This is a genomic window from Streptomyces sp. NPDC001599 (assembly GCF_042893535.1).
In the GTDB taxonomy this organism is placed as follows: domain Bacteria; phylum Actinomycetota; class Actinomycetes; order Streptomycetales; family Streptomycetaceae; genus Streptomyces.
Map to the genome: position 1 here is coordinate 433,508 of NZ_JBIAVA010000003.1, position 24,021 is coordinate 457,528.

22 protein-coding genes are annotated in these 24,021 nt (G+C 74.3%); 12 read left to right on the forward strand and 10 right to left on the reverse strand.

The features are described 5' to 3' along the window. Window positions 1-21: 21 nt before the first annotated feature. Window positions 22-1,197 (reverse strand): hypothetical protein, encoded by a 1,176-nt coding sequence (locus ACFYZ3_RS10860; RefSeq protein WP_388515344.1) that lies wholly within the window; start codon window positions 1,195-1,197, stop codon window positions 22-24. Between the two features lie 193 nt (window positions 1,198-1,390). Between ACFYZ3_RS10860 and ACFYZ3_RS10865 the strand changes: the two genes are divergently transcribed. After that, on the forward strand, window positions 1,391-2,185 hold the full coding sequence (locus ACFYZ3_RS10865; protein ID WP_388515346.1) for an SDR family NAD(P)-dependent oxidoreductase: 795 nt from the start codon (window positions 1,391-1,393) through the stop codon (window positions 2,183-2,185). 29 nt (window positions 2,186-2,214) lie between these two features. Here ACFYZ3_RS10865 and ACFYZ3_RS10870 read toward each other — a convergent pair whose 3' ends face one another. Next, complete coding sequence (locus tag ACFYZ3_RS10870; RefSeq protein WP_388515348.1) at window positions 2,215-3,297, reverse strand: YihY/virulence factor BrkB family protein; 1,083 nt, start codon at window positions 3,295-3,297, stop codon at window positions 2,215-2,217. A gap of 189 nt (window positions 3,298-3,486) precedes the next feature. On the opposite strand from ACFYZ3_RS10870, the gene ACFYZ3_RS10875 reads away from it, so the two are divergent. From ACFYZ3_RS10875 to ACFYZ3_RS10890, 4 genes are read left to right on the forward strand one after another with little or no spacing between them, the layout of a single operon-like run. Then, the gene (locus tag ACFYZ3_RS10875) at window positions 3,487-3,894 is read left to right on the forward strand and encodes a hypothetical protein (RefSeq protein WP_388515350.1); all 408 of its coding nucleotides are present in this window, start codon (window positions 3,487-3,489) and stop codon (window positions 3,892-3,894) included. Then, complete coding sequence (locus ACFYZ3_RS10880) at window positions 3,891-4,676, forward strand: hypothetical protein (protein ID WP_388515352.1); 786 nt, start codon at window positions 3,891-3,893, stop codon at window positions 4,674-4,676. The genes ACFYZ3_RS10875 and ACFYZ3_RS10880 overlap by 4 nt, the downstream gene beginning before the upstream one ends. Before the next feature lie 38 nt (window positions 4,677-4,714). Then, window positions 4,715-5,239 carry a roadblock/LC7 domain-containing protein gene (locus tag ACFYZ3_RS10885; protein ID WP_388515354.1) on the forward strand — a complete coding sequence of 175 codons (525 nt, stop codon included), beginning with the start codon at window positions 4,715-4,717 and terminating at the stop codon, window positions 5,237-5,239. 42 nt (window positions 5,240-5,281) lie between these two features. Continuing rightward, entirely contained in the window at window positions 5,282-5,656 is a 375-nt protein-coding gene (locus ACFYZ3_RS10890; RefSeq protein WP_388515355.1) for a hypothetical protein, read from the forward strand. Window positions 5,657-5,759: 103 nt separating this feature from the next. Here the strand turns inward: ACFYZ3_RS10890 and ACFYZ3_RS10895 are convergent, their stop codons facing one another. After that, on the reverse strand, window positions 5,760-7,124 hold the full coding sequence (locus ACFYZ3_RS10895) for an FAD-dependent oxidoreductase (protein WP_388515357.1): 1,365 nt from the start codon (window positions 7,122-7,124) through the stop codon (window positions 5,760-5,762). Window positions 7,125-7,367: 243 nt separating this feature from the next. Here ACFYZ3_RS10895 and ACFYZ3_RS10900 point away from each other — a divergent pair, with 243 nt between their 5' ends. Further along, complete coding sequence (locus ACFYZ3_RS10900) at window positions 7,368-8,840, forward strand: MFS transporter (RefSeq protein ID WP_388515359.1); 1,473 nt, start codon at window positions 7,368-7,370, stop codon at window positions 8,838-8,840. A 51-nt stretch (window positions 8,841-8,891) separates the two neighbouring features. On the opposite strand, the gene ACFYZ3_RS10905 is transcribed toward ACFYZ3_RS10900, so the two are convergent. Next, complete coding sequence (locus ACFYZ3_RS10905; protein ID WP_167469388.1) at window positions 8,892-9,038, reverse strand: hypothetical protein; 147 nt, start codon at window positions 9,036-9,038, stop codon at window positions 8,892-8,894. A 158-nt stretch (window positions 9,039-9,196) separates the two neighbouring features. Between ACFYZ3_RS10905 and ACFYZ3_RS10910 the strand changes: the two genes are divergently transcribed. After that, window positions 9,197-9,370, forward strand: a complete 174-nt coding sequence (locus ACFYZ3_RS10910; RefSeq protein ID WP_356855959.1) for a CsbD family protein — start codon at window positions 9,197-9,199, stop codon at window positions 9,368-9,370. A gap of 109 nt (window positions 9,371-9,479) precedes the next feature. On the opposite strand, the gene csnA is transcribed toward ACFYZ3_RS10910, so the two are convergent. The 3 genes from csnA to ACFYZ3_RS10925 form a co-directional block, all read right to left on the reverse strand. Beyond that, on the reverse strand, window positions 9,480-10,322 hold the full coding sequence (gene csnA, locus ACFYZ3_RS10915) for a chitosanase CsnA (RefSeq protein WP_388515361.1): 843 nt from the start codon (window positions 10,320-10,322) through the stop codon (window positions 9,480-9,482). A 135-nt stretch (window positions 10,323-10,457) separates the two neighbouring features. Beyond that, a complete protein-coding gene (locus ACFYZ3_RS10920) occupies window positions 10,458-13,205 on the reverse strand; it encodes a SpoIIE family protein phosphatase (protein ID WP_388515363.1) in 2,748 nt (915 codons plus the stop codon). Window positions 13,206-13,329: 124 nt separating this feature from the next. Beyond that, entirely contained in the window at window positions 13,330-15,897 is a 2,568-nt protein-coding gene (locus ACFYZ3_RS10925) for a SpoIIE family protein phosphatase (protein WP_388515364.1), read from the reverse strand. A 258-nt stretch (window positions 15,898-16,155) separates the two neighbouring features. Between ACFYZ3_RS10925 and ACFYZ3_RS10930 the strand changes: the two genes are divergently transcribed. Beyond that, window positions 16,156-17,508: an endo-1,4-beta-xylanase gene (locus ACFYZ3_RS10930; RefSeq protein ID WP_388515366.1), complete on the forward strand. Its 1,353-nt coding sequence runs from the start codon at window positions 16,156-16,158 to the stop codon at window positions 17,506-17,508. Window positions 17,509-17,699: 191 nt separating this feature from the next. Next, a complete protein-coding gene (locus ACFYZ3_RS10935) occupies window positions 17,700-18,128 on the forward strand; it encodes an ATP-binding protein (RefSeq protein ID WP_388515368.1) in 429 nt (142 codons plus the stop codon). Between the two features lie 8 nt (window positions 18,129-18,136). Here ACFYZ3_RS10935 and ACFYZ3_RS10940 read toward each other — a convergent pair whose 3' ends face one another. Further along, a complete protein-coding gene (locus ACFYZ3_RS10940) occupies window positions 18,137-18,502 on the reverse strand; it encodes an STAS domain-containing protein (RefSeq protein WP_388515370.1) in 366 nt (121 codons plus the stop codon). Window positions 18,503-18,677: 175 nt separating this feature from the next. Here ACFYZ3_RS10940 and ACFYZ3_RS10945 point away from each other — a divergent pair, with 175 nt between their 5' ends. After that, entirely contained in the window at window positions 18,678-18,956 is a 279-nt protein-coding gene (locus tag ACFYZ3_RS10945) for a hypothetical protein (protein WP_361003014.1), read from the forward strand. 199 nt (window positions 18,957-19,155) lie between these two features. On the opposite strand, the gene ACFYZ3_RS10950 is transcribed toward ACFYZ3_RS10945, so the two are convergent. Both ACFYZ3_RS10950 and ACFYZ3_RS10955 read right to left on the reverse strand, forming a co-directional pair. Continuing rightward, window positions 19,156-20,739 (reverse strand): glycerol-3-phosphate dehydrogenase/oxidase, encoded by a 1,584-nt coding sequence (locus ACFYZ3_RS10950; RefSeq protein ID WP_388515372.1) that lies wholly within the window; start codon window positions 20,737-20,739, stop codon window positions 19,156-19,158. Then, entirely contained in the window at window positions 20,736-21,353 is a 618-nt protein-coding gene (locus ACFYZ3_RS10955; RefSeq protein ID WP_388515374.1) for a TetR/AcrR family transcriptional regulator, read from the reverse strand. Before ACFYZ3_RS10955 ends, ACFYZ3_RS10950 begins: the two co-directional genes overlap by 4 nt. 71 nt (window positions 21,354-21,424) lie before the next feature. Here ACFYZ3_RS10955 and ACFYZ3_RS10960 point away from each other — a divergent pair, with 71 nt between their 5' ends. Both ACFYZ3_RS10960 and ACFYZ3_RS10965 read left to right on the forward strand, forming a co-directional pair. Further along, a complete protein-coding gene (locus ACFYZ3_RS10960) occupies window positions 21,425-23,023 on the forward strand; it encodes an FAD-binding oxidoreductase (protein ID WP_388515376.1) in 1,599 nt (532 codons plus the stop codon). A 72-nt stretch (window positions 23,024-23,095) separates the two neighbouring features. Continuing rightward, the gene (locus ACFYZ3_RS10965; RefSeq protein ID WP_388515378.1) at window positions 23,096-23,977 is read left to right on the forward strand and encodes a diacylglycerol kinase family protein; all 882 of its coding nucleotides are present in this window, start codon (window positions 23,096-23,098) and stop codon (window positions 23,975-23,977) included. Window positions 23,978-24,021 lie beyond the last annotated feature (44 nt).

Sequence of the window (24,021 nt, forward strand, 5' to 3'; positions counted from 1 at the left end):
TGGGCAGCCGGCCGCCAGTCGTCAGTCGTCGGTCGCCGGGCTCCCGGGAGGCTCCGTGGTGCCGCGGTCGGCGGCGTCCGGGCGGGCGGTCCGGGCGGAGCCCCTGAACCGCTCCAGCGTGCGGGTCAGACCCCGCAGGGGAGAGGCCGACGGCGTCTGTGACCGTGCCGGTCCGGCCGGTGCCGCCGCCGCGGCGGACTCCCGGTACACGGCGAGGGCCTCGGCCGCGCGTTCCGCCGCCTCCCGGTACAGGTCGCGGGACTGGGTCATGGCCTCCAGCGCCTCGGCGTACATCCTCACCAGCTTGCGCTCCCGCTCCAGCTCCTCCTCCAGCGTCAGCAGCCGCCAGTCCTCACGCAGCGAGGCGAGGGCCGCCACCGCGTCGTCGGGCAGCGGCCTGGGCAGCGCGGCGAAGGACGTCACCGCCGCGATCAGCGCGGTGGGCTCGGAGCCGTCGAGGAACACGGTGCGCACGGAGAAGTCACCGGCGGCGTAGTCGGCCGGGGCCGGTGTGCCGGGCAGCACCACGGCGCCGCCGCGCGGCACCTGGACCCCGAAGTCCTCCAGGGCCCAGTTCACCACCCGCAACTGCTGCGGCGCGGCGCGGTGCTCGACCACCCGGTGCCGAAGACCGGGCGGCAGCCGCTGCGCCAGCGGCACCCGGCCGCGGTGGTCCGGGGTCATCGCCTCGTGCACCACCACGTGGATGTTCCACGGGCTGCGCCCCGCCTCCTTGAGCAGCCGGCGCACGGCCTTGTCGTCGTCGGGCAGGGTGTTGATGCCCCGCAGGCGCAGCCCCGTGGCGGCGTCCCGGTCCCAGGTGACGTCCGGGTCGTCCGGCCAGAACACGGTGGCGGGGGAGGGCCAGGCGAGGTCCCAGGCCTCCTCGGCCTCCGCGAGCAGCGTCCACTCCTGCCCGCCCGCCGACGCGGGCTCGAGGATCAGTCTGGCCCGCACGGTGACGGCCCCGGGGGCCTTCCAGCGCGCCTCGAGGATGCGGGGGCCGGGTGCCCCGGCGGCCGGGGGCTCGGCCATCGGCTCGTCGGGCGGTTCCAGGAAGTCGTCGACGACGTGGTCGTCCTTGAGCCGCTGGAGCCGGTGCCGGACGGTGTCCTCGGCCGCGGAGCCGACATGGCGGCCGCGAGCGGCCCACAGCGTGGGCGGATGCGTGGGGCGGGCGGTGGGAGAGGTCGGCATGGGTCCATCTGGCAGCAGGGGCACGGACGTAGCAAGTATCGTCGCCGCAGGTCAACCGAGAGCACCGGGGGGTCCGCCGACCGGGCGTGCCGGTGCGGGCGTGCGGTGCGGGCGGCCGGGTCGCGGGTGCGTCGTGAGCGAGGGTGGGCAGGAGCAACCCGACCGACCGTACGGCAGGACAAGGAGCGACCTGATGAATCTCGACCTCGGCGGACGCACCGCGCTGGTGACCGGCTCCTCGCAGGGCATCGGGGCGGCGATCGCCGCCGGACTGGCGCGGGCCGGTGCCACCGTGGGCGTCAACGGGCGCGACGCCGGCCGCCTGGCGGAGAGCGTCGACAAGCTGCGGGGCGAGGTGCCGGACGGCACGTTCGTGCCGGTCGCGGCCGACCTCGGTACCGAAGAGGGTGCCGGGCGGGCCCTGGAGACGCTGCCCGACGTGGACATCCTCGTGAACAACCTCGGCGTCTTCGGCGCCGCGCCCGCACTGGAGATCAGCGACGCCGAGTGGCGCCGCTACTTCGAGATCAACGTCCTCGCGGGCGTCAGGCTGACGCGCGCCCATCTCCCCCGGATGAGGGACCGCGGCTGGGGCCGGGTGCTGTACATCGCGAGTGACTCGGCCGTCGTGATCCCGGCCGAGATGATCCACTACGGAGTCTCCAAGACGGCCCTGCTCGGCGTCGGCCGCGGCTTCGCCAAGGAGGCCGCGGGCAGCGGCGTCACGGTGAACTGCGTCATCGCCGGGCCCACCCACACCGAGGGCGTCGAGGACTTCGTGTACCAACTGGTCGACCGCGACCTGCCCTGGGACGAGGCACAGCGCGTCTTCATGCGCGAACACCGCCCGCAGTCCCTGCTCCAGCGGCTGATCGAGCCGGAGGAGATCGCCAACCTGGTGGTGTACCTCAGCTCCCCGCTCGCCTCCGCCACCACCGGCGCGGCCGTCCGGGTCGACGGCGGATACGTCGACTCGATCCTGCCGTAGCGTCCCCGGCGTCCCCGGCGTCCCCGGCGTCACTCGTCCGAGGCCGCGCGCCGCCGGTCCGCCTCGTTCCAGGCCCGGGTGTCGCGCGGTTCGACGTACGGCTCCTCCTCGGGCGGGTGGCCGCCGGCGATGACCCGCTGCCGGGCCAGTTCTGCGTCGAACTCCAGGCCGAGCAGAATGGCCAGGTTCGTCACCCACAGCCACACCAGGAAGACGATGACACCGGCGAGGGTGCCGTAGGTCTTGTTGTAGGAGCCGAAGTTGGCCACGTAGAAGGCGAAGCCCGCGGAGGCCAGCAGCCAGATCAGCAGCGCGACCAGGCTGCCCGGCGAGACCCATTTGAAGCCCTTGACCCGGGCGTTGGGCGCGGCCCAGTACAGGATCGCGATCATGAAGGTGACGAGCAGGACCAGCACCGGCCACTTGGCGATCGACCACACGGTCAGCGCGGTGTCGCCGACACCGAGCGCGGTGCCGGCCTGCCGGGCCAGGCTTCCGGTGAACACCACGATGAGCGCGCTGACCACCGCGAGCACGAGCAGCACCACGGTCAGGGCGACGCGCAGCGGCAGCACCTTCCACACCGGGCGTCCCTCGGGCACGTCGTAGACCGCGTTGGCGGAGCGGATGAACGCCGCCACGTATCCGGACGCCGACCAGACGGCACCCACCAGACCGACGACCGCCAGTACGGAGCCCAGCCCGGCCTTGGCCTGCAACTGCTCCACGGCGTTCGTGAGCACGTCCCGCGCGGAGCCGGGCGCGAGCTTCTTCACGTTGTCCAGGACCTCCTGGGTGGCGGACTCCCCGGCGATGCCGAGCAGTGAGACCAGCACCAGCAGGGCCGGGAACAGCGACAGGATCCCGTAGTAGGTCAGGGCGGCGGCCCGGTCGGTCAGTTCGTCGTCCTTGAACTCGGCGAGCACCCGCCGCAACAGCGCGGACCAGGAACGGCCGGGCAGTTCGGCCGGGGAGTCGGGGGCGGCGTGCTCGGTGGCGGCGTCCGGACCGTAGTCCTCGCCGGTCGTCTCGCCGGTGCTCTCGCCGGTCGGTACGTCCGCCGTCGCGTCCTTCGGGTGCTTCCCGCTGCGGGGGAAGTGGAGTCGGGCCATGCACCCCGGGTTGCCCGTCTCGGCGTGCGCACGCTCGTCCGCCGGCCCCCGGAACGGGCCGAACAGCGCAGTATGCCCGCCCGCGCGCACGTTCCTCTGGAAAATGCCAAAGCGCTCACCGGATGCGTGCACTTTCCGTAGTGTCGTCGTCACGTTCGCGGTACAGCCGTGCAGGGGAGGGGATCCGGCGTGCCCGGAATCGACGAGAGTCTGCTGGAAGCCATGCGACTGCCCGGCGCGCGCGGAGCGTCCCTGGTCGACTGGATCAGCGGGCTCGCTCTCGGCGCCGTCGGCGAGGCGCCGGGCGGCGACTGGGAGGCGACGGCCGCGGAGACGGCGGAGCTGGGCCGGCACGTCGCGGAGAGCGGCTCCCTGGCGGCGGCCGGTACGGCGGGCGGCACCCCGCAGCCCGGGACGGAACCCCCGGTGGAGGACCTGATCGCCACCACCGGCGGCGCCTACCACCTGCTCAGGTTCGTCAGCACCCCGTTCGACAGCACCGTCTTCCTCCACCTGTGGCTGGACCGCAACGACGGGAACCTCGCCCTGGCCCGCATCCGGCTGGCCGAGATGGCGGACCGGCTGGTGCTCGGATGACCCGGGTGACGACCACCTGGGCCACGCACGAGACGACGTCGGAGGCGCTCGGGGCCCTCGCGGCCGAAGGAGCGACCGGGGCGCTGTCGGGCGAGCGGGGCATCGTGTACCTCTCGGCGGGCCGCGTCGTGCACGTGGAGTCGGCCTTCACCCCCGACCTCGGCGCACTGCTCACCCGCAGCGGCGCGGTCCCGCCGGACGGCTGGTGGGACGCGGTCGACCGGGGCGGCGCCCAGCACCGGGTCGGCCACCGGCTCGTGGACAGCGGCCGGCTCACCGCGGGCGCGCTGGAGGTCTGCCACCTGGGCGCACTGTTCGACGCCGCGTACTTCGTCCTGGCCCACGACACGCGCGCACAGCGCTTCCGGCCCGGCGCGGCGCACTGGCTCGGCGCGGTCCGCTCCGTCCCGGTGGACGCCGTCGTCCGCGAGTCCGGGCGCCGGCGCGCCCTGCTGGACCGGATCTGGCCCGACCCCGCCATCGACACCCTCCCCCTGGCCCGGGTGCCGGGCACGGACACCGCCGAGCTGCCCGTGCGGCGCGGCCGCGCCCTGACCCACGTGGACGGCGTGCGCACCGCCGCGGAGATCGCGTCGGCGCTCGCCTGCCGCACCTATCACACCCTGGTCGAACTGCGCCGCCTCGCCGCCGACGGACTCGTCCGTGCCGCGCCACCCGCCGCGCCGCCCCTCGTCCCCGGCCCGCAACCGCGGGCGGTCGTGTGGGACGACCCCGACACGGCCCTGCTGCGACGGCTTCGAGACGCCTTGGAGGCCCTGTGATCCGCGCGCGCCGCCGGCGCGACGAAAGGAGACTGCTCATGGCCGTCGAGAGCGACGTCCTGGACGAACTGCGCCGACTGCGCAACCGCGTGCCCCAGCTCACCGGGTCGCTCGCGGCCACCGTGGACGGGCTCGTCCTGGCCCACGACGCGCCGGGCACCGAACCCGAGGGCCTTGCCGCGCTCACCGCGGCCGCCCTCGGCGTCGCGCACCGCATGGCCGAGGCCACCGCGCGCGGCGGCTTCCGCGAGCTGCTGCTGCGCGGGGCCGACGGCTACGTCGCCACGTACGCCGCCGGTCCGGCCGCCGTGCTCACCCTGCTCGCCGACGGCCGGGTCAACGTGGGCCGCCTCCATCTGGAGGGCCGGCGCAGCGGCGCGCGGATCGGGGAGCTGGTCGCCGCCGGGATCGGGGCCGAACGCGGTCGCGCCCCCGCCGCCGGACCCGGTGCGACGCTCCCCGCCCAGCCGCCCCGCCCCATCGGCACCCTGCCGGTGCGCACCCCGCAGCGGCCCGCCCACCAGCCCACCCCCCAGGCCGGCGGTGCCCACCGGCCGACCTGACCCACCGATCGCGTACAGATCACGTCCGGAAAGGAAACCACCATGGCCAACCTGGAGACCTCGCTCAAGGAATGCCTCAGCTCCATCGACGGAGCGACCGCCGTCGCGCTCGTCGACTACACCAGCGGGATGGCGCTCGGCACCCTGGGCGGCGGCAAGGACTTCAACCTGGAGGTCGCCGCCGCGGGCAACACCGACGTCGTGCGGTCCAAACTGCGCACGATGGAGCACCTCGGGATCAAGGACGAGATCGAGGACATCCTGATCACCCTGAGCAGCCAGTACCACATGATCCGCCTGCTCAAGGGCCGCGGCGGCAACGGTCTGTTCCTCTACCTGGTGCTGGACTCGAGCCGCGCCAACCTGGCCATGGCCCGCCACCAGCTGCGCCGGATCGAGAACGAACTGGAGGTCTGATCCCGGCCACCCGTTCACGCCCGTCCACCCGCCGCGGGTCCGGCGGACACACGACCGGCGCCGGCCCCTCCGCGAGGAGGTCACCGGCGCCGGACGCGGTGGCTCAGGCCCCGCTCTCGCGGAGCATGTCCTCGCGCTCGACGTACTTCACGCGCTCACGTCCCTGCGGCTCGCCCTGCGCCTTCTCCGCGGCGTCGAGCCTGTACCAGCCGTCCCAGGTGGTGAAGCGGACGTTCCGCTCGGCGAGGAAGGCGTCCACGGCCTCGGGAGCCGGCGCGGAGGGCGTTTGCAGACGGCCGTTCGCGTAGTCGTCCAGCAGGTTGGACACCGTCTCGTTGGCGTCGCCCTTGGTGTGGCCGATCAGGCCGACCGGGCCGCGCCGGATCCATCCGGTGACGTACGTCGACTGGAGGTGCTCGCCGGACTCCTGGAGGACCCGGCCGCCCGCGTCCGGGACCGTGCCCGTCTCGAGGTCCCAGGGCAGCTTGGGCAGCTGGTCGGAGAGGTAGCCGACGGCCCGGTAGACCGCCTGGACGTCCCAGTCCTTGAACTCGCCGGTGCCCTTGACGTTGCCCGTGCCGTCCAGCTCCGTGCGCTCGGTGCGCAGGCCGGTCACCCTGCCGTCCTCGCCGAGGATCTCCGAGGGCGACTCGAAGAAGTGCAGGAAGAGCTTGTGCGGCCGGTCGCCGACGTCGCGGATCGCCCAGTTCTCCAGCGTCTTGGCGACCATGTCGGCCTGCTTGTTGCCGCGCCGGGTCGCGATCGAGCCCTCGTCGTAGTCGATGTCCTCGGGGTCGACGATCACCTCGATGTTGGGGGAGTGGTCCAGCTCCCGCAGCTCCATCGGGCTGAACTTCGCCTGCGCCGGACCGCGGCGGCCGAAGACGTGGACCTCCAGCGCCTTGTTGGCCTTGAGGCCCTCGTAGACGTTCGGCGGGATCTCGGTCGGCAGCAGCTCGTCGGCCGTCTTGGCGAGGACGCGCGCGATGTCCAGGGCGACGTTGCCGACACCGAGGACGGCGACCTTCTCCGCCTCCAGCGGCCAGGTGCGCGGGAAGTCGGGGTGGCCGTCGTACCAGGCGACGAAGTCGGCCGCGCCGTAGGAGCCGTCGAGGTCGGCGCCGGGGACGGACAGGGCCCGGTCCGCCGTGGCACCGGTGGCGAAGATCACACCGTCGTAGAAGGCGCGCAGATCGTCCAGGCTGACGTCGGTGGGGTAGTTCACGTTGCCGAAGAGGCGGATCTGCGGCTTGTCGAGCACCTGGTGGAGGGCCGTGATGATGCCCTTGATCCGCGGGTGGTCGGGCGCGACGCCGTAACGGATGAGTCCGAACGGGGCGGGCATGCGCTCGAAGATGTCGATGGAAACACCGGGGTCGGCGGCCACGTCGGACTTGAGCAGGGCGTCAGCGGCGTAGATCCCGGCCGGGCCGGATCCGACGATGGCTACCCGCAGAGGGCGGGGCATGTTCAGGTTCCCTTCGAGCGGTGACAGATCGACTCTCCGGGAAGCCTAAGCTAAGGCAAGCCTAAGTCGGTACGCGGGTCCGGTCTATGAGGTCATAAGGACGTCTTATGGGATCTCATGGCTCGGGTTTGGGGCTCGGGGCGGGCGCACCGGCCGGCCGGGGGTTTGAAGCCCTGGTCACGGGTGACGCAGGCGTGGGGACGGAGCCGTGCGTCCCCGTGCCGCCTCACGAGAGGAGCCCGTGTGCAGCGCCCGGACGACGACAGCCTGGACCCCAACCGCTGGCGGGCCCTGTGGGTGACCCTGGTCGCCGGTTTCATGACCCTGCTGGACGTGACGATCGTCGCCGTCGCCCTGCCCTCCATGCAGGAGGGGCTGCACACCTCGCCGGCGTCCGTGCAGTGGGTCGTCTCCGGATACGCGCTCGCGTTCGCCCTGACCCTGGTGACCGCGGGCCGGATCGGCGACGCGTTCGGCAGACGCCGCGTCTTCCTCGCCGCCCTGGCCTCCTTCGTGCTCTGCAGCGCCGCGGCGGGGGCCGCGCCCGGCATCGAACTGCTGGTCGCCGCCCGGCTCGCCCAGGGAGTCGCCGCGGGCAGCATCGCGCCGCAGAACTCGGCACTGATCCAGCAGCTGTTCCGGGGCGCGGAACGCGGCCGCGCGTTCGGGCTGTTCGGCGCCACCGTGGGGGTCTCCAGCGCCGTGGGACCCGTCGTCGGCGGCCTGATCCTGGCGCTGGCGGGGCCCGAGGGCTGGCGGTGGATCTTCTACGTGAACGTGCCGGTCGGCCTGCTCGCCCTGTTCCTCGGTTTCCGCCTGCTGCCCCGGGTGGCGCCCGGCGGCCGGGGACACCTCGACCCCGTGGGCGTGGCGCTGCTCGGCGCGGGCATCCTGGCGCTGATGCTGCCGCTGGTCCTCGCCGAGGGCGGCGGCCTGACCAAGGTGTGGTGGCTGTTCCCGGCGGGGGCGCTGGTCCTGCTCGCCTTCGCACGGTGGGAACGGCGGATCGCCCGGCGGGGCGGTCAGCCGCTCCTGGAACCCGGACTGCTCACCCAGACCCGCGGCTACGCCACCGGCGCGGGCCTGGCCGCCCTGTACTTCGTCGGGTTCAGCGGGGTGTGGCTCGTCTTCGCGCTCTTCTTCCAGAACGGGCTGGGCTACTCCCCGCTCATGTCGGGCCTGGCGGTGACCCCGTTCGCCGTCGGGTCGGCCGTCGCCGCCGCCGTGGCGGGCCGGCTGGTGGAACGGCTGGGCCGGCTGCTGACCGCCGGGGGGCTGGTCGCCGTCATGGCGGGACTGGGCACGACCGCGCTGCTGCTCTGGCTCGCACCCTCCCACCTGGCCGCCTGGCTCGCCGCCCCGGCCCTGCTGATCGGCGGACTCGGCAGCGGCTGCGTGATCTCGCCGAACATCACCATGACGCTCCGCGACGTGCCGGTGCGGATGGCGGGTGCGGCCGGGGGCGCCCTCCAGACGGGCCAGCGGCTGGGCGGCGCCGTGGGCACCGCCGCGCTGCCGGGGCTCTTCTACCTGACGCTCAACGCCAACCACGACGACTACCACGAGGCGGTGGCCCTGTCGGTGGGCACCGGTGTCGCCGCCATGCTGTGCGCGCTGACCGTCGCCGTCCGCGACTGGCAGCGGGACCGCCCCGGCGAGGACCGGCGATGTCCGCCGGAGACCTCCCACAGCCACACCCACGCCGGTCAGAACTGACCGTTTGCGCCGACTCCTCGCACGGAGCCGCGCAGCACCGCTCGGTGCCGCTCAGCGGCGTTTGCCGAACCTGCGCAGCATCTCCTGGGCCTGCGCGCGGCGGCGCGGGTCCGAGGCGGCCCGGCGCACCTGTTCGGCCGCCCGCCGGCCCTGCGGGCTGCGTGCGAACCGCTTGATCCGGTCCAGTACTCCGGCCATGACGTTCCTCCGAGTCGACGACGTGATGTTCTGCCCTGCCGTGCTCGTACCCAGGGCCCCGCCGGACACCCCTGCCGGGCGTTCGCACGTTTGGGCGTCCCGCACCGGGCCACCCGCCGTTCAGGACATCGCAAGCGAACGCCGAGAGGTGAAGCACTGTGGCCGGCAACGAGAAGTCCAGGGCCAGGATGGAGCAGGCCAAGGGGAAGGCCAAGGAAGCGGCCGGCCGGGCCGTGGGCAACGAGCGGATGACGGCCGAGGGCCGTGCCGCGCAGTCCAAGGGCGACGCCCGGCAGGCCAAGGAGAAGGGCAAGGACGCGTTCCGCCACTGACACGGAACGCGTCCACCGGCGGCACACGGGCCGCGGAACCCGGCGTACGGCCGGTTCCGCGGCCCGCGTCCTGCCCGGACACCCCGGGGGGCGCAGGCCGGGGCGCGGGTCAGCCGATGTGGTAGGCGTCCCCGTACACGTGCCAGTCCAGCGGCGGCTCGAGGTCCAGGTTGCCCTCGTTCAGGAAGACGCGCTGCGCCGTGTCGACCCGGCTGGTGTCGCTGTGCGCCTCCTCCTGTTTCATGGCCCACACCCGCTCGTCGAGGAAGGCGTGCAGGTAGGCGACCTCGTCACCGCCCTGGGCCGGCGGGCGGGCCCGGCCGAGGGCGCGCTCGCGGATGCTGGAGAAGCCGAGGCCGCCGCCGTCGCCGTGCATCACCATCGCGTCGTAGTACGCGAACTGCCCCAGCGTCCGCAGCCCGTCCTCCTTGCCGCGCCGTACGGCCGGGTCGAAGTACACGCGGTCCCGCTCGTCGTCCTGGGCCCGGCGGAACTCCGGGTCCTGGTCGGCGGCCCGGCGCCAGTCGTCCGGGAAGCCGGGGTCGAGGCCCTCGTGCGAGTCGGAGCCGTCCACCCGGCGCAGCGCGGGCAGATAGGGCGCGAGCACGTTCCCGGGGCTGCGCTCGCCGTACAGCTCCACCAGGTCGAGCATGTCGCCGGTGCCGGAGCAGAAGCCGATGATGCCCGCGGTGTAGCCGCGGCCGTCACCGATGTCCTCGATGTACCGGTACTGGGCCTTCCAGTCGAGCGAGGAGTTCTCCGCGCTCGACACCAGTTGCATGGCGATCTCCTTCTTCGCCGGGTCGTCGAGTCCCGTCGCGCGCGCGGACGCCGCCGCGGCGCGCGAGGGGGTGAGCAGGGGGACTGTCGCCAGGGACGCGCATGCCATGGCGAGCACGGTACGGCGCGAGGGGCCTGCGGGGCGCGCCGGGTCGCGGAAGGGGTGCCTCACGGAATCTCCAGGTGTGGGGGAGTGGGGGATGGGAGTGCCGGGCACTGATAGGAAAGTTTCCTACCAGAAGAGGGGCGTGCCGGGCACCCGTCGTGCACGAAACTGGTACGGAGCGGGGGACCGGGGCCGCGTCCGTCAGGGCACCGGCTGCTCCGCCCAGATGACCTTGCCGGCCGGCGTGTAGCGGGTGCCCCAGCGCTCGGCGAGCTGCGCGACCAGGAACAGCCCGCGCCCGCCCTCGTCCGTCATCGCCGCGTAGCGCAGGTGCGGGGACGTGCTGCTGCTGTCGAACACCTCGCAGATCAGGCTGCGGTCGCGCACCACCCGGACGTGGACGGTCTCGCCGCCGTACCGGATCGCGTTGGTGACCAGCTCGCTCAGGATCAGCTCGGTGGTGAACGCCAGCTCGTCCAGCCCCCACTCGTCCAGCCGCCGGGTGACCTGGGAGCGGACCTCGGCGACCGCCGCCGGATCGTTCGGGACGTCCCACTCGGCCACCTGGTCCGGGCCCAGCACCCGGGTCCGGGCCACCAGCAGGGCGATGTCGTCGCCGGGCCGGTCCGGGAGCCGGGCGTCCAGGACGGTCCGGCAGGTCTCCTCGGGCGTCTCGCCCGCCGTCTCCAGCGCCCGGCGCAGCTGCTCCAGACCGACGTCGATGTCGTGCACGCGGTCCTCGACCAGCCCGTCGGTGTACAGCACCAGCCGGCTGCCCTCCGCCAGCCGCAGTTCCGTCGTCTCGAACGGGAGGCCCCCCAGGCCCAGCGGGGGTCCGGCGGGCACCTCCGGGAATTCCACGGTGCCGTCCGGCCGGATCAGGGCCGGCGGCGGGTGGCCCGCCCGGGCGATCACGCAGGAACCCGCGACCGGGTCGTAGATCGCGTAGAGGCAGGTGGCCCCGGTGACCGGGGCACTGCCGTCGTCGGCCGCCTCGTCCTGGTCGATCCGCCCGACCAGCTCGTCCAGCAGCCCGAGCAGCTCGTCGGGCGGCAGGTCGAGGGCGGTGAAGTTGTGCACCGCCGTGCGCAGCCGGCCCATGGTGGCGGCGGCGTGCAGTCCGTGCCCGACGACGTCGCCAACCACGAGCGCGACCCGGGCACCGGACAGCGGCAGCACGTCGAACCAGTCACCGCCGACCCCCGCCTGCGCGGGCAGGTAGCGGTAGGCGACGTCCAGCGCGTTCTGCTCGGGCAGCCTGCGCGGCAGCAGACTGCGCTGGAGGGTCACCGCCATGCTGTGCTCACGGGTGTAGCGACGGGCGTTGTCGATGGAGACCGCGGCCCGCGCGACCAGTTCCTCGCCGAGCGCCAGCTCGTCCTCGTCGAACGGCTCGGGCTTGACCGAACGCCAGAAACTCACCACCCCGAGCACCAGGGTCCCCGCCCGCAGCGGGACGGTGATCAGCGAGTGGACCCCGTACTCCACCACCTGCGCGGAACGCTCGAAGTCCTGTGCCTGCCAGCCCGGGGCCTCGCCGAGCCGGGGCTCCAGGACGGCCCGTCCGGTCTCCAGCGTGCGGCCCTGCGGCGACGAGTCCACGTAGCGGATCTGCCGGCCCACCGGATAGAGCGGGACCTCCCCGGTGATGCCGCTCAGCGCGGCGCGGCGCAGCGGCGTGACGCCGCCCGGCTGACCGCCGGCCAGCACGGTGTCGAAGAGGTCGACGGTGACGTAGTCCGCGAACCGGGGCACGGCCAGCTCGCCCAGTTCCTCGGCGGTGCGGGTGACGTCCAGGCTGGTGCCGATGCCCACACCGGCCGCGTAGAGGATGTCCAGGCGTTCCCGGGCGGTCTCGGCCCGGCCGGACAGGGCCCGCAGCTCGGTGGAGTCGCGCAGCGTCGCCACGCTTCCGGCCGGGCCGCCCCGTACGTCCGTGGGGCGCTGGTTGATGGCCAGCAGCCGGTCCTTGACCAGGTGCACCTCGTCGGTGGCGGCCTGGCCCGAGGCCAGCAGCTCCGCCAGGTCGGACGGCAGCCCGAGCGCGCCGACGTGGCGGCCCTCGGCGTCGGGGGGCAGGGCGAGCAGCCGACGCGCCTCGTCGTTGGCGAGCAGCAGCCTGCCCTCGCCGCCGACGATGACCACGCCCTCGCGGACGCTGTGCAGGACGGCGTCGTGGTGTTCGTACATCCGGGTCATCTCGTGCGGCCCCAGGCCGTGCGTCTGCCGCAGCAGCCGGCGGCTCACCAGGGCCGTGCCCCCCGTCGCCAGGGCCAGTCCGACGGCCGCAGCGCTCAGCACCAGGGGCAGCTGGCGGTCGGCCACCCCGCCCACGTTCTCGGTCGTGATGCCCGCCGAGACCAGACCCACGACCCTGCCGTCGGGGTCCTCGACGGGCACGACGGCCTGCACCAGCGGGCCGATCGTCCCCTCGATCTCCTCGGTCACCGTCCTGCCCGCCAGCGCGGGGGCGATGTTCCCGACGAACTTCTTGCCGATGCGGTCCGGTTTGGGATGGGTGTAGCGGATCCCCTCGGGGTTGGTGACCACCACGAAGTCCACGTCCGTCGCCTTGCGCACCGCCTCGGCGCGGGGCTGGAGCACCGCCGTGGGGTCGGGGCTGCGCAGCGCCTGGAGGATGCCGGGGGAGTTGGCGAAGGTCTCGGCCACCGAGAGGGAGCGGTTGCGGGCCTCCACCGTGCTGTCGTGCCGCACCTGGAGGACCAGCGCGACGGCCCCGGCCACCACCAGCAGCAGCACGATGACCACGTTCATCACGAAGACCTGGCCGGCCACACTGCGTCCGGACAGCGCCGAGCGCAGTGCCGAGGCAGGCCGCCTCGCGTCCCCTCCCCGCCGTGACCGGTCCGCGTCCTGCCGGTGTCGGGCGTGCGGGCCGCCGGGACGACGGGGTGACCGTTCTCCCGATCGACCCATCAGTCGGACCATGTGCCCATGTCTACACTGCCGGGCCCGGAGAGGCGAGGGGCACCCCCCCCCGTGGCGCGGGAGCCCGCCGGACGGGCACCAGGGGCGTTCGGGCCGGAGGCTTCCAGGTCGCGCACGGCCGTCCTCACCGCGGGCTCCCGGGGCGGGCGCGGCGGGTGGCGAGCAGCAGGGCGATGTCGTCGGGACGGTCCGCGGTGTGGCGGGCGGACACGACGATCCGGTCCGCGACGCCCGCGAGCGACCGGCTCCCCGGCCGCGCGGCGGGCGCACCGGCCCTGGCCAGCGCCAGGCGCAGCGCGGTGATCCCCTCGTCGATGTCGGTGCCGGGCCGCTCCACGAGGCCGTCCGTGTACAGGGCGAGGACGGCGCCGGGCTCGACGGTGAAATCGGTCAGCGGATAGGGCGCGCCCGGGTCCACCCCGAGCACCACCCCGCCCGGCAGGTCGAGCGTCTCGGTGCGTCCGTCCGGGTGGCGCAGCAACGGCGGCGGGTGCCCCGCGCGGGCCGCGCAGGCCCGTCCGGTGGCCGGGTCGAGCCGGATGTAGCAGCAGCTCGCGAACAGGCCCGGGTCCAGATCGGCGAGCAGGTGGTTGACGCCGCTCATCACCTCGTCGGGCGGCCGGCCGCCGAGGGCGAAGGCGCGCACGGCGCTGCGCAGTTGCCCCATGGTGGCCGCGGCCTGCACGCCGTGCCCCTGCACGTCCCCGATGACCAGGGCCATGCCGTCGCCGGAGGCGACCACGTCGTACCAGTCCCCGCCCACGTCCAGGCCCTGGGTGCCGGGCAGATAGCGGCCCGCGGTCTCCAGCAGCGGGTGCGCGGGCAGCCGCCGGGGCAGCAGCGCCTCCTGGAGACCGCGGGCGAGCGCGGTCTCGGACTCGTAGCGCCGGGCCTTCTCCATGGCGTGCGCGATGAGTCCGGCGAGGGCGGTGAGCACCGTGCGCTCCTCGGTGCTGAAGTCCCGGGAACGTTCGAAGCCGAGGATGCAGGAGCCGACCGGGCGGCCGGAGGCGATCAGCGGCAGGAAGGCGCGGGCACCCTCCGTGGCGTCCAGCGGGATGCCCGGGTACGCGGAGGCCAGCGCCCGCATCGAGTCGAAGAACAGCGGCCGGCCGCTGGTCAGCGTCTCGACCCCGGGCAGCCGGGCGTCCAGCGGCACCCCTTCGAAGGGCGCGAGGAAACCGGGCGGGAACCCCGTCTCCCACGCCAGGTGCAGATGACGGTCCTGGAGCAGGTAGATGGCGAGCCGGCGGCCGCCGAACGCCGACAGCAGCTCGCGTACGACCACCTCGGACACCTGCCGGGCGGTGACCGCCTCGGTCAGGGCCACGGCCAGGACGATGGGACGGTACTCCGGTGCCGTCGTGGTGACCGGCGGGGCCGGGTCGCCGGCCTCGGGCCCGGGGGCGCCCTCGGCCACGCCGTGCTCGGGCGTGAGACCGGCGGACGCGTCGGCCACCCGGTTGGCCGGGCGGAGCGTGACCGTGAGGAAGTCCGGCCCCGGATACACGCCGACGGCGAGCCAGTCGCCCTCGTAGGGCCGGGGTGCCGCGCGGCGGCTCGCGTCGGGCGGTCGCCGGACGTGGAAGCCGACCGGCTCCGGGGAGAGCAGGGCGCCGCGCAGGTGGTCCTCGTAGGCGGCCTGGTCCAGCCAGGGGACGGCCTCCCACAGGGACCGGCCGAGGAGCCTTGCCCGTGGCCTGCCCAGCAGCCGGGCGGCGCGGGGGTTGGCGTAGACGACGGTGCCCAGGCGGTCCACGCAGAAGACGCCCTCCGGCAGCAGGTCGGCCGCGGCGTCGGCCGCGGCGGGGGCGAAGGGATCGCGCACCGCGCCGCGCACCGGCCCGCCGACGGGCGGTGCGGACCGCGGCAGCCACAGCTCCACCAGGCGCAGCGAGCCCTCCGCCGTGCGCACGTACAGGGGCAGCCGGGGCGGCCGGCCGGCGGCCGTGTCCCGCAGCGCCGCGGCGATCCGGTGGCCGTCGTCCGGGGCCAGCACCCCGGTGAGCGTCCCGAGGGCCGCCGGGGTCCCGGCCGCACGCGCCGGGAGGCCGAGCAGGACGCACAGGGGCTCGTCGAGGGTGACGGCGCCGGTGTCCGGGTCCCAGCCGAAACTTCCGGCGTGCTGCGGGTGCCGTCCCGCGGCGGGCGGCCGCACGCACAGCGGTTCCCCCTCCCAGGCGACCGGCGGCGCGGCAGGGTCGGCGTCCAGCCGCTCCAGGGCCGCGCCCAGGTCCTGGGCCACCCCGGCCACGAGGTCCGCGCCCTCCAGCACGTCGGCGGCGTCCGGGGCGGGCAGGCGCAGGACGGTCAGCACGCCGTAGGTCCGGCTCGCCCCGGCGACGGGCACGTACAGGGACCCGAAGGCGAAGGGGAGACCGGCGGCGAACTGCGGGTAGCGGCGCATCGTCTCCGCGGCGTTGGGCAGCACCACGCGCACGCCCAGCCGGTAGGCGTCGGCGACCGGGAAGGGACTGTCGGCGTGCAGGCGCCACCAGGGACGAAAAAGCGAACCGGGCAGTCCGGCGAGGACGGCCAGCCGCAGCAGGCCGGGTGTGGGAGAGCGCAGGTACACACCGCCCACCCGGCCGCCGGCCGCGCCGATCGCCCGGGTGGACGCGTCGATCAGCAGCGCCGTCAGCCGTCCCGGCATCCGGGCGGTGTTCTCGGTGTTCTCGGCGCCCGTACTCATCGGCCCCACCTCGTCCGTGCGCCGCCGCGCGGGCGACACAGCAAGAATGCGCCCCGCCCCGGGGTCGCGCACCCGGTCGGGCCGCACGGGTGACCGTGACTGGGCGGTGACGGGGCGTTGACCTCGCGGACGGGAGTCCGTAATCTCCTCCGCGACATTCGGAAATCGATCCGAAACTTTCGACCTCTCCCGGGCGAAGTTCGGCGGCTTCCGCTCTTCCGAACGGCCTCCGCACACCGATTCAAGGAACGGAATGACATGAGCATGCTCGTCAGACGCCTGTCGAGAGCGGCCACCGCCGGTCTCGTGGCCGCCGCCGCGCTGACGGCCGCGGCCCACTCCGCCGAAGCCGCCGACACGCTCGGGTCCGCGGCCGCAGCTCAGGGCCGCTACTTCGGCACCGCCGTCGCGGCGAACCACCTCGGCGAGAGCGACTACGCCGCCACGCTGGACCGGGAGTTCAGCTCGGTGACGCCCGAGAACGAGATGAAGTGGGACGCCACCGAGCCCAGCCGCGGCAGCTTCACCTTCACCTCCGCCGACCGGATCGTCGACCACGCGCAGAGCCGGGGCATGGACGTGCGCGGCCACACCCTGGTCTGGCACTCCCAACTGCCCTCCTGGGTGAGCCCGCTGGGCGCCTCCGACCTGCGTACCGCGATGAACGCCCACATCAACGGCCTGATGGGCCACTACAAGGGGGAGATCCACAGCTGGGACGTCGTCAACGAGGCGTTCCAGGACCGCGGCAGCGGCGCCCGGCGCAGCTCGCCCTTCCAGGACAAGCTGGGCGACGGCTTCATCGAGGAGGCGTTCCGCACCGCCCGCGCCGCCGACCCGGCCGCCAAGCTCTGCTACAACGACTACAACACCGACGGTGTCAACGCGAAGAGCAACGCCGTCTACAACATGGTCAAGGACTTCAAGTCCCGCGGCGTGCCCATCGACTGCGTCGGCTTCCAGTCGCACTTCAACAGCAACTCGCCCGTCCCGTCCGACTACCGGCAGAACCTCCAGCGCTTCGCCGACCTCGGCGTGGACGTGCAGATCACCGAGCTGGACATCGAGGGCTCCGGCTCCGCCCAGGCCGCCGACTACACCAAGGTGGTCGAGGCCTGCCTCGCGGTGAGCCGCTGCACCGGCATGACCGTGTGGGGCGTCACCGACAAGTACTCGTGGCGCAGCGGCGGCACCCCGCTGCTGTTCGACGGCGACTACAACGAGAAGCCGGCCTACGACGCCGTCCTGTCCGCCCTCGGCGGCTCGGGCGATCCGGGAGGCCCGGGCGACCCGGGCGAACCGGGCGACGGTGCGAGCTGCACGGCCACGTACACCAGGACCGCGGACTGGAGCAGCGGCTACAACGGCCAGGTCACCATCACCGCGGGCAGCGAGCCGATCGGCTCCTGGACCGCGACGGTCACCCTGCCCGCCCAGCAGTCCGTCTCCTCGCTCTGGAACGGCACGCCCACCTGGAGCGGCAACGTCATGACGGTGCGGCCGAGCTGGAACGGCACCCTGGCGGCCGGCGCGTCCACCAGTTTCGGGTTCACCGCGGCCAAGAACAGCAGCGACGCCGCGCCCACGGTCGGCACCTGCACCGCTTCCTGACCCGGGCGTCCGCCCGGCCTCGCTCCCGGCCTTCGGCCGGACAGGGGCGCGGTCGGCCGGATCCGTGCAAAAAGCGGCGCGTCCGGCGGAAGTTGGGGCAAAGGGATCGTGGGGAGTGTCCTGATGCGTATCGTGAGAGCCGGGGCCCCCGCTCCCGCCACTCGGCCCCGGACCGGACGGTGAGGCTCGGTATGACTCCGGCGCACGGACCCGACACCGCGGACGCCTCCGTCGTGTCCGCGGTGGTGGAGTTCAGGGGCGGACCGGCGATGATCCCCGCTTCCGGGGATGTCGTGCACGGCTTCGTCGCGCGACTGTCCGAGCGGGGCCTGGACCTGACGGACGCCTTCCTGGACGCCGCCCGTCTGGTCGCGAGCGAGCTCGTGACGAACGCGCTGCGGCACGCGCCCGGCCCCTGCCGGCTGGAGCTGACCCTGGTGGACGACCGGGTGGAGATCGCGGTGTCGGACACGGCGGAGGCCTTCCCCACCTTCCTGCCCCGTGACCCCGTGCGGGTCGGCCGGCACGGGCTGGAGACCGTGACGCGGCTGTGCGGCGAGGTCATCACCAAGCCGCACGCGGCCGGCAAGACGGTGTACGCGCGCCTGCCGCTGGTCTGACCCGTCCCTCAGGCGGTCAGGGCCTGTTCCACACTCGGGTAGCAGGGGATGAGCCCGTCGACACCCACCAGCCGCAGCACGCGTTCGACGGCGTCGCGCGGTGCGGCCAGCCGGAAGAAGACGCCGCGGGACTCGGCGGCCCGGTGCGCGGAGATGAGGACGTTGATGCCGCTGGAGTCCAGGAACCCCACCTCGCCGAAGTCCACCACCGTGCCCGGCGCGGACTCCACCGACGACAGCAGGACCTCGCGCAGCTGGCTGCTGCCGTCGAGATCGACCTCTCCGGCGAGGATCACGAGGCTGACGCCGTCGCCCGTACTGGTACGGGTGATCAGCAGCCGCTCCGGTACCGCCGCTCCCTCGATCTCCGCCACACTGCCCTCACTTCTCGCGTGCGCCGCATATGCCCGGCCGGCGTCGGTGGCTTGATGTTAAGGCCCTTCGCGGCCCGCGTGGCCCACTCGTGCGGACCGGAACACGCCGGCCGGACCCGGTCGCGCGGGGCTCGGCGCGCGCGACGGCGCTCCTCTGACTACGGTCGGAGGTGTGGTGGCACACACATTCGAGGAGCTCGTGCACAAGCGCCGCGCGGCGGACCTGGCACAGCACCGGGTCGAGGAGCTGCGCGACTCGTACGGGCCTCCCACACAGCATCAGTGGACCCCGAGGCAGTCGGACACGTACGAGACCGCCGTTCGGGCCTGGCGCGACCTGGACCGGGACGCGCGGACCGCGATGGCGGAGTACGTCAAGGAGGGAGGCCAGTCCCGGCACAAGATCGAGGCGAAGCTCCGCAAGGCCGTCCAGGACGACGACCGCAACACCTGACCCACGGGCCCTCGGGCCCTCGGGCCGCCTGAGCCACCGGGCCGGCTCTGCCCGGCCCGGTGCCCGGCCCGGTGCCCGGCCCGGTGCCCGGCCCGGTGCCCGGCCCGGTGCCCGGCCCGGTGCCCGGCCCGGTGCCTGGCCCGGTGCTGGGATCGCCGGTGGTACCGGTCGGCTCTCGGTCGGCTGCCGGGGTCGGGTCTCAGCGCAGGTCCGTCATGACCTCGCCGACGAGGTCCCGCACGGCGTTCAGGGCCGCCGCGCGGTCCTCGGGTACCAGGCCGATGCGGGTGCGCCGGTCCAGCAGGTCGGCCTCGTCGAGGGCGCCTTCGTGACGCAGGGCCCACACCAGTTCCGCGCCGGTGACGGGGTGGCCCGGTATGACGCGCTCGGCGAGGCGGGGCTCCCGGGAGGCGAGGGCCCGGACCGCGGGCGCCTCGGTGCCGTAGTGCCGCACCAGGCGGCGCGGCGCCCGGACCCCGCCCAGGGCGTGCGGGGCGGCGGCGCCGACCAGGGGCAGCGCGGCGGTGGGGGACGGGCCTGCGGCGAGGCCCCGGGCGGCGACGGCGGCGTCCACGGCGTCCTCCGCCATCCGCCGGTACGTGGTGAGCTTGCCGCCGACCACGGTGATCACGCCCTCGGACGAGGTCAGCACCGCGTGCCGCCGGGAGACGTCCGCCGTACGGGGCGCGGCGCCGGGCCGGTCCGACGGGACGGTGTCGAGCAGGGGGCGCAGGCCCGCGAAGGCGCCCACCACGTCCTCGCGGTGGACCGGCACGTCGAGCACCGAACCGAGCACGTCGAGCAGGAAGCCGACGTCGGTCTCCGGCACCTCCGGCACGTCCGGGACGTCCCCGTCCACCGGCTCGTCGGTGAGGCCGACGTAGACGCGGCCGTCGCCCTGGGGCAGGACGAGGACGAAGCGGTTGGTCTCGCCGGGGATCGGCACGTGCAGGCCGGCCGGGAGGGGGCCGAGGTGGTCGGAGCGCAGGACGAGGTGGGTGCCGCGGGAGGGGCGGATCCGGATGCCGTCCACGAGGTCACCGGCCCACACCCCGGAGGCGTTGACCACCGCGCGGGCGCGGATCACCCCCTCCTCTCCGGTCGTCTCGTCGCGTACCCGGGCGCCGGACCCGGTCAGCTCCAGCGCCCTGACCCGGGTCAGGATCCGCGCGCCGCGGGCCGCCGCGGTCCGGGCGAGCGCGGTCACCAGCCGGGCGTCGTCGGTGAGGCGGCCGTCCCAGGAGAGCAGTCCGCCGCGCAGCCGGTCGGAGCGCAGCGCCGGGGCGAGGTGACGGGTCTCCACCGCGGACAGCCGGCGCGGCGCGGGCAGGGTGGCCCGTGCGGTGCGCGCCGCGAGACGCAGGGTGTCCCCGGCCCGGAACCCGGCCCACGCCAGCGCGCCCTGGCCGCGGGAGACCAGCGGGGTGAGCGGCAGGACGAACGGCTGGGCGCGCACCAGGTGGGGCGCCGTGCGCTCCATCAGTACCCCGCGTTCCACCGCGCTCTCGTGGGCGACGTCGAGCTGGCCGGAGGCGAGGTAGCGCAGACCGCCGTGGATGAGCTTGGAGCTCCAGCGGGAGGTGCCGAAGGCCAGGTCGTGGGCGTCCACGGCGACGACGCTCAGTCCCCGGGCCGCCGCGTCCAGCGCGGCACCGGCACCGGTCGCGCCGAGACCGACGACCAGGACGTCCACCACGGGTCCGCCGACGGTGTCGGCCACCTCGCGCGAGCGCCGTGCGGCGGACAGGGAGGCCCCGGCGGCGGGGCGGCTGGTGGGGCTCATGGTGCGAGGGTCCTCTCCAGGATGTGGCGCAGCTCCGCGAGGAGGGCGGCGGGGGCCAGGTCGGTGTCGTCCTCGTCGGCCATGGTCCGCAGCGACAGGGCGAAGGACTGCACCACCAGCAGCACCGACCGTGCCTGCCGCCCGGTGTGCGACCGGCGGACCGACCCGTCGGCGTGGCCCTCCTCCAGCGCCTCGGCCAGCAGTTCCAGCAGTGCCTCCTGGCTGGCCCCGCGCCGGTCGAGGACATAGGGCAGGAGCAGCTCCGGGTCGACGTCGACGATCTTGCGGAAGAGGGGGTGGGCGCGGAACGCCTCCACCCCCGCCACCAGGCCCTCGACGATGCGCGAACGGGTGCCGGTGTCCGGTGCCGGGCCGGGGATGGCGCCGGTGGCCACCGCGATCCACTCCCGGGTCATCAGGTCGCCGACCAGGGACCGCACGTCCGGCCAGCGCCGGTAGAGCGTCATCCGGGAGACGCCGGCGCGGCGGGCGACGTCGGTCATCGTCGTGCGCCGCACCCCGACGGCCAGCACGCAGTCGCGCACGGCGTCCAGCACCGTGTCGTTGTCCGAGGGGGTCTGCCTGCTCGAGTGGTTGTGACGATTGGGCGTCATGTGTAACAGTGTAACGCCCAGGGGGCGGTGCGTACGGCATCCCTCGGAAGCGACCGTGAGGACGACAGTCAATGGACATGCTGTGGAACGGCTGGGGCGACCCGGCCAGGGCGACACCGCTGCCCGACACGGTGACCGGGCTGCTGCGCGAGCTGCTCGGCGTCGCACCCCGCGAGGCCGCGCCCCTCCCGCTGGAGGAGATCGACGTACCCGTCTCGCCGCTGGGCCCGGACGCCCGCCGCGCGCTTGAGGCCGCCGTCGGACAGCGCGCGCACGACGTGCGCACCGACGCGGAGAGCCGCATCCGGCACACCCGCGGCAAGTCCACCCCCGACCTGCTCCGGATGCGCACCGGCGACGTCACCGGCACCCCGGCCGCCGTCGTCCTCCCGGACGATCACGACGAGGTACTCGCCGTGCTGGCCGCCTGCGCGGAGCACCGCCTGGCCCTCGTCCCCTTCGGCGGCGGCACCTCGGTCGTCGGCGGCCTCGCCCCCGGAGACGAGGGCGCGTTCGTCGCCCTCGACCTGCGCCGCATGAACTGCCTGCTCGACTTCGACGAGGTCTCCCGCACCGCCACCCTCCAGCCCGGCCTGCGCGCCCCCGAGGCCGAGGCGCTGCTCGCCGAGCACGGATACACCCTCGGCCACTTCCCCCAGTCCTACGAGTGGGCCACCATCGGCGGCTTCGCCGCGACCCGCTCCAGCGGCCAGGCCTCCGCCGGGTACGGCCGCTTCGACGAGATGGTCCTCGGCCTCACCCTCGCCACCCCCGAGGGCACCCTCGACACCGGCCGCGCCCCGCGCTCGGCGGCCGGACCCGACCTGCGCCAGCTCGTCCTGGGCTCGGAGGGCGCGTTCGGCGTCATCACCTCCGTCACCGTTCGCGTGCGGCCCGTGCCGGAGGTCCGTCGCTACGAGGGCTGGCGCTTCGCCTCCTTCGACGCGGGCACCGCCGCCCTGCGCCGGCTCGCCCAGGACGGGCCGCGCCCCACGGTGCTGCGGCTGTCCGACGAGACCGAGACCCTGGTCGGCCTCGCCCAGCCCGACGCCATCGGCGCCTCCCTGGAGAGCCAGGACGCCGGCTGCCTCGCGGTCGTGGGCTTCGAGGGCACCGAGGAGGACACCGCGCACCGCCGCGAGGGCGCCGCCGCCGTACTGCGCGCGAACGGCGGCACCCCCGCCGGGCAGGAGCCGGGGGAGCGCTGGGCCCGCGGCCGCTACTCGGCGCCGTACCTGCGCGACTCCCTGCTCGACGCCGGTGCGCTCGCCGAGACCCTGGAGACGGCGGCCCTCTGGTCCCGCCTCCCCGCCCTGTACGCCGCCGTCCGCGAGGCACTCACCGCCACCCTCACCGAGTCCGGTACCCCGCCCCTGGTCATGTGCCACATCTCGCACGTCTACGAGAACGGCGCCTCGCTGTACTTCACGGTCGTCTCCGCCCAGGGCGAGGACGCCGTGGCGCACTGGACCCGGGCCAAGCACGCCGCCAACGACGCGATCCTCGCCGCGGGCGGCACCATCACCCACCACCACGCCGTGGGCACCGACCACCGCGACTGGTACGTCCGGGAGGCGGGCCCCCTCGGCGTCGAGGCCCTGCGCGCCGTCAAGCGGAGCCTGGACCCCGCCGGACTGCTCAGCCCGGGCGTCCTGCTGCCCGCGGACTGACCCCGCCGAACGGCACGCTCCCACCCCGTGAGACAACAGTCCGGCACCACCCGTCAGCCCGGAGGCACCTCGATGCGACAGTTCACCGCCGTCGTCAACCCCACCGCGGGCGGCGCCACCTCGGCCGCCGCGCTCCTCGGGGTGGCCCGTCTGCTGCGGGAGGCGGGTGCCGGGCTGGAGACCGAGTACAGCCACAGCCTCGCCCACGCCCGCGAACTCGCCCGGCGGGCGGGGGAGCGGGGCCGGGTGGTGCTCGCCGTCGGCGGCGACGGCATGGCGGGCGGGATCGGCGGCGCCCTCAGCGGCACCGGCACCGTGCTCGGGCTGGTCCCGGCCGGGCGCGGCAACGACTTCGCGCGTGCCCTTCAGCTGCCCACCGCCCCGGCCGCACTGGCCGAGGCGCTGCTGCACGCCGAACCCCGCCCCGTCGACACCGTCGAGGTCACCTCCGCCGTCCACGACCGCACCGTCGTCCTCGGCAGCGTCTACGCCGGAGTCGACGCGCTCGCCAACCGGCACGCCAACCACGCGCGGCTGCTGCGCGGCGCCGCCTCCTACTACGCGGGGGCGGTGCGGGCCGTGGCGGGCTGGCGTGCGGCGGGCTACCGGGTCACGGTCGACGGCGAGGAGCACACCTTCAGCGGCTACACGGTGGTGGCGGCCAACTCCGGCTACTACGGCTTCAACCGCCTCGTCGCCCCGTCCGCCCGGGTGGACGACGGCCTGCTGGACGTGGTGATGATCCACGACGCCCCGCGGCGGCTGTTCTTCGCCCTGATGAACGAACTCTCGACGGGCGCCCACGTCCACCGGCCCCAAGTACGCGTCCTGCGCGGCCGGGAGGTCCGCATCGAGGCGGACCGCGCGATACCCTACGGCGCCGACGGCGAGGTCGAGGCCGTCGTGCCCGTCACCGCCCGGGTGCTGCCCGGCGCACTGCGCGTCCTGTGCTGACGACACCGCGGGGCCTCACGCCCGCAACGGCGCCCGGCCCCACG

What these genes read in the sequence shown, in the direction of transcription:
- ACFYZ3_RS10925 (WP_388515364.1), bottom strand. Translation starts at nt 15,897, where the DNA reads ATGAGTACGGGCGCCGAGAACACCGAGAACACCGCCCGGATGCCGGGA.
- ACFYZ3_RS10880 (WP_388515352.1), top strand. Translation starts at nt 3,891, where the DNA reads ATGACCCGGGTGACGACCACCTGGGCCACGCACGAGACGACGTCGGAG.
- ACFYZ3_RS10920 (WP_388515363.1), bottom strand. Translation starts at nt 13,205, where the DNA reads ATGGTCCGACTGATGGGTCGATCGGGAGAACGGTCACCCCGTCGTCCC.
- ACFYZ3_RS10865 (WP_388515346.1), top strand. Translation starts at nt 1,391, where the DNA reads ATGAATCTCGACCTCGGCGGACGCACCGCGCTGGTGACCGGCTCCTCG.
- ACFYZ3_RS10895 (WP_388515357.1), bottom strand. Translation starts at nt 7,124, where the DNA reads ATGCCCCGCCCTCTGCGGGTAGCCATCGTCGGATCCGGCCCGGCCGGG.
- ACFYZ3_RS10885 (WP_388515354.1), top strand. Translation starts at nt 4,715, where the DNA reads ATGGCCGTCGAGAGCGACGTCCTGGACGAACTGCGCCGACTGCGCAAC.
- ACFYZ3_RS10870 (WP_388515348.1), bottom strand. Translation starts at nt 3,297, where the DNA reads ATGGCCCGACTCCACTTCCCCCGCAGCGGGAAGCACCCGAAGGACGCG.
- ACFYZ3_RS10930 (WP_388515366.1), top strand. Translation starts at nt 16,156, where the DNA reads ATGAGCATGCTCGTCAGACGCCTGTCGAGAGCGGCCACCGCCGGTCTC.
- ACFYZ3_RS10960 (WP_388515376.1), top strand. Translation starts at nt 21,425, where the DNA reads ATGGACATGCTGTGGAACGGCTGGGGCGACCCGGCCAGGGCGACACCG.
- ACFYZ3_RS10890 (WP_388515355.1), top strand. Translation starts at nt 5,282, where the DNA reads ATGGCCAACCTGGAGACCTCGCTCAAGGAATGCCTCAGCTCCATCGAC.
- ACFYZ3_RS10860 (WP_388515344.1), bottom strand. Translation starts at nt 1,197, where the DNA reads ATGCCGACCTCTCCCACCGCCCGCCCCACGCATCCGCCCACGCTGTGG.
- ACFYZ3_RS10905 (WP_167469388.1), bottom strand. Translation starts at nt 9,038, where the DNA reads ATGGCCGGAGTACTGGACCGGATCAAGCGGTTCGCACGCAGCCCGCAG.
- ACFYZ3_RS10935 (WP_388515368.1), top strand. Translation starts at nt 17,700, where the DNA reads ATGACTCCGGCGCACGGACCCGACACCGCGGACGCCTCCGTCGTGTCC.
- ACFYZ3_RS10955 (WP_388515374.1), bottom strand. Translation starts at nt 21,353, where the DNA reads ATGACGCCCAATCGTCACAACCACTCGAGCAGGCAGACCCCCTCGGAC.
- ACFYZ3_RS10950 (WP_388515372.1), bottom strand. Translation starts at nt 20,739, where the DNA reads ATGAGCCCCACCAGCCGCCCCGCCGCCGGGGCCTCCCTGTCCGCCGCA.
- ACFYZ3_RS10965 (WP_388515378.1), top strand. Translation starts at nt 23,096, where the DNA reads ATGCGACAGTTCACCGCCGTCGTCAACCCCACCGCGGGCGGCGCCACC.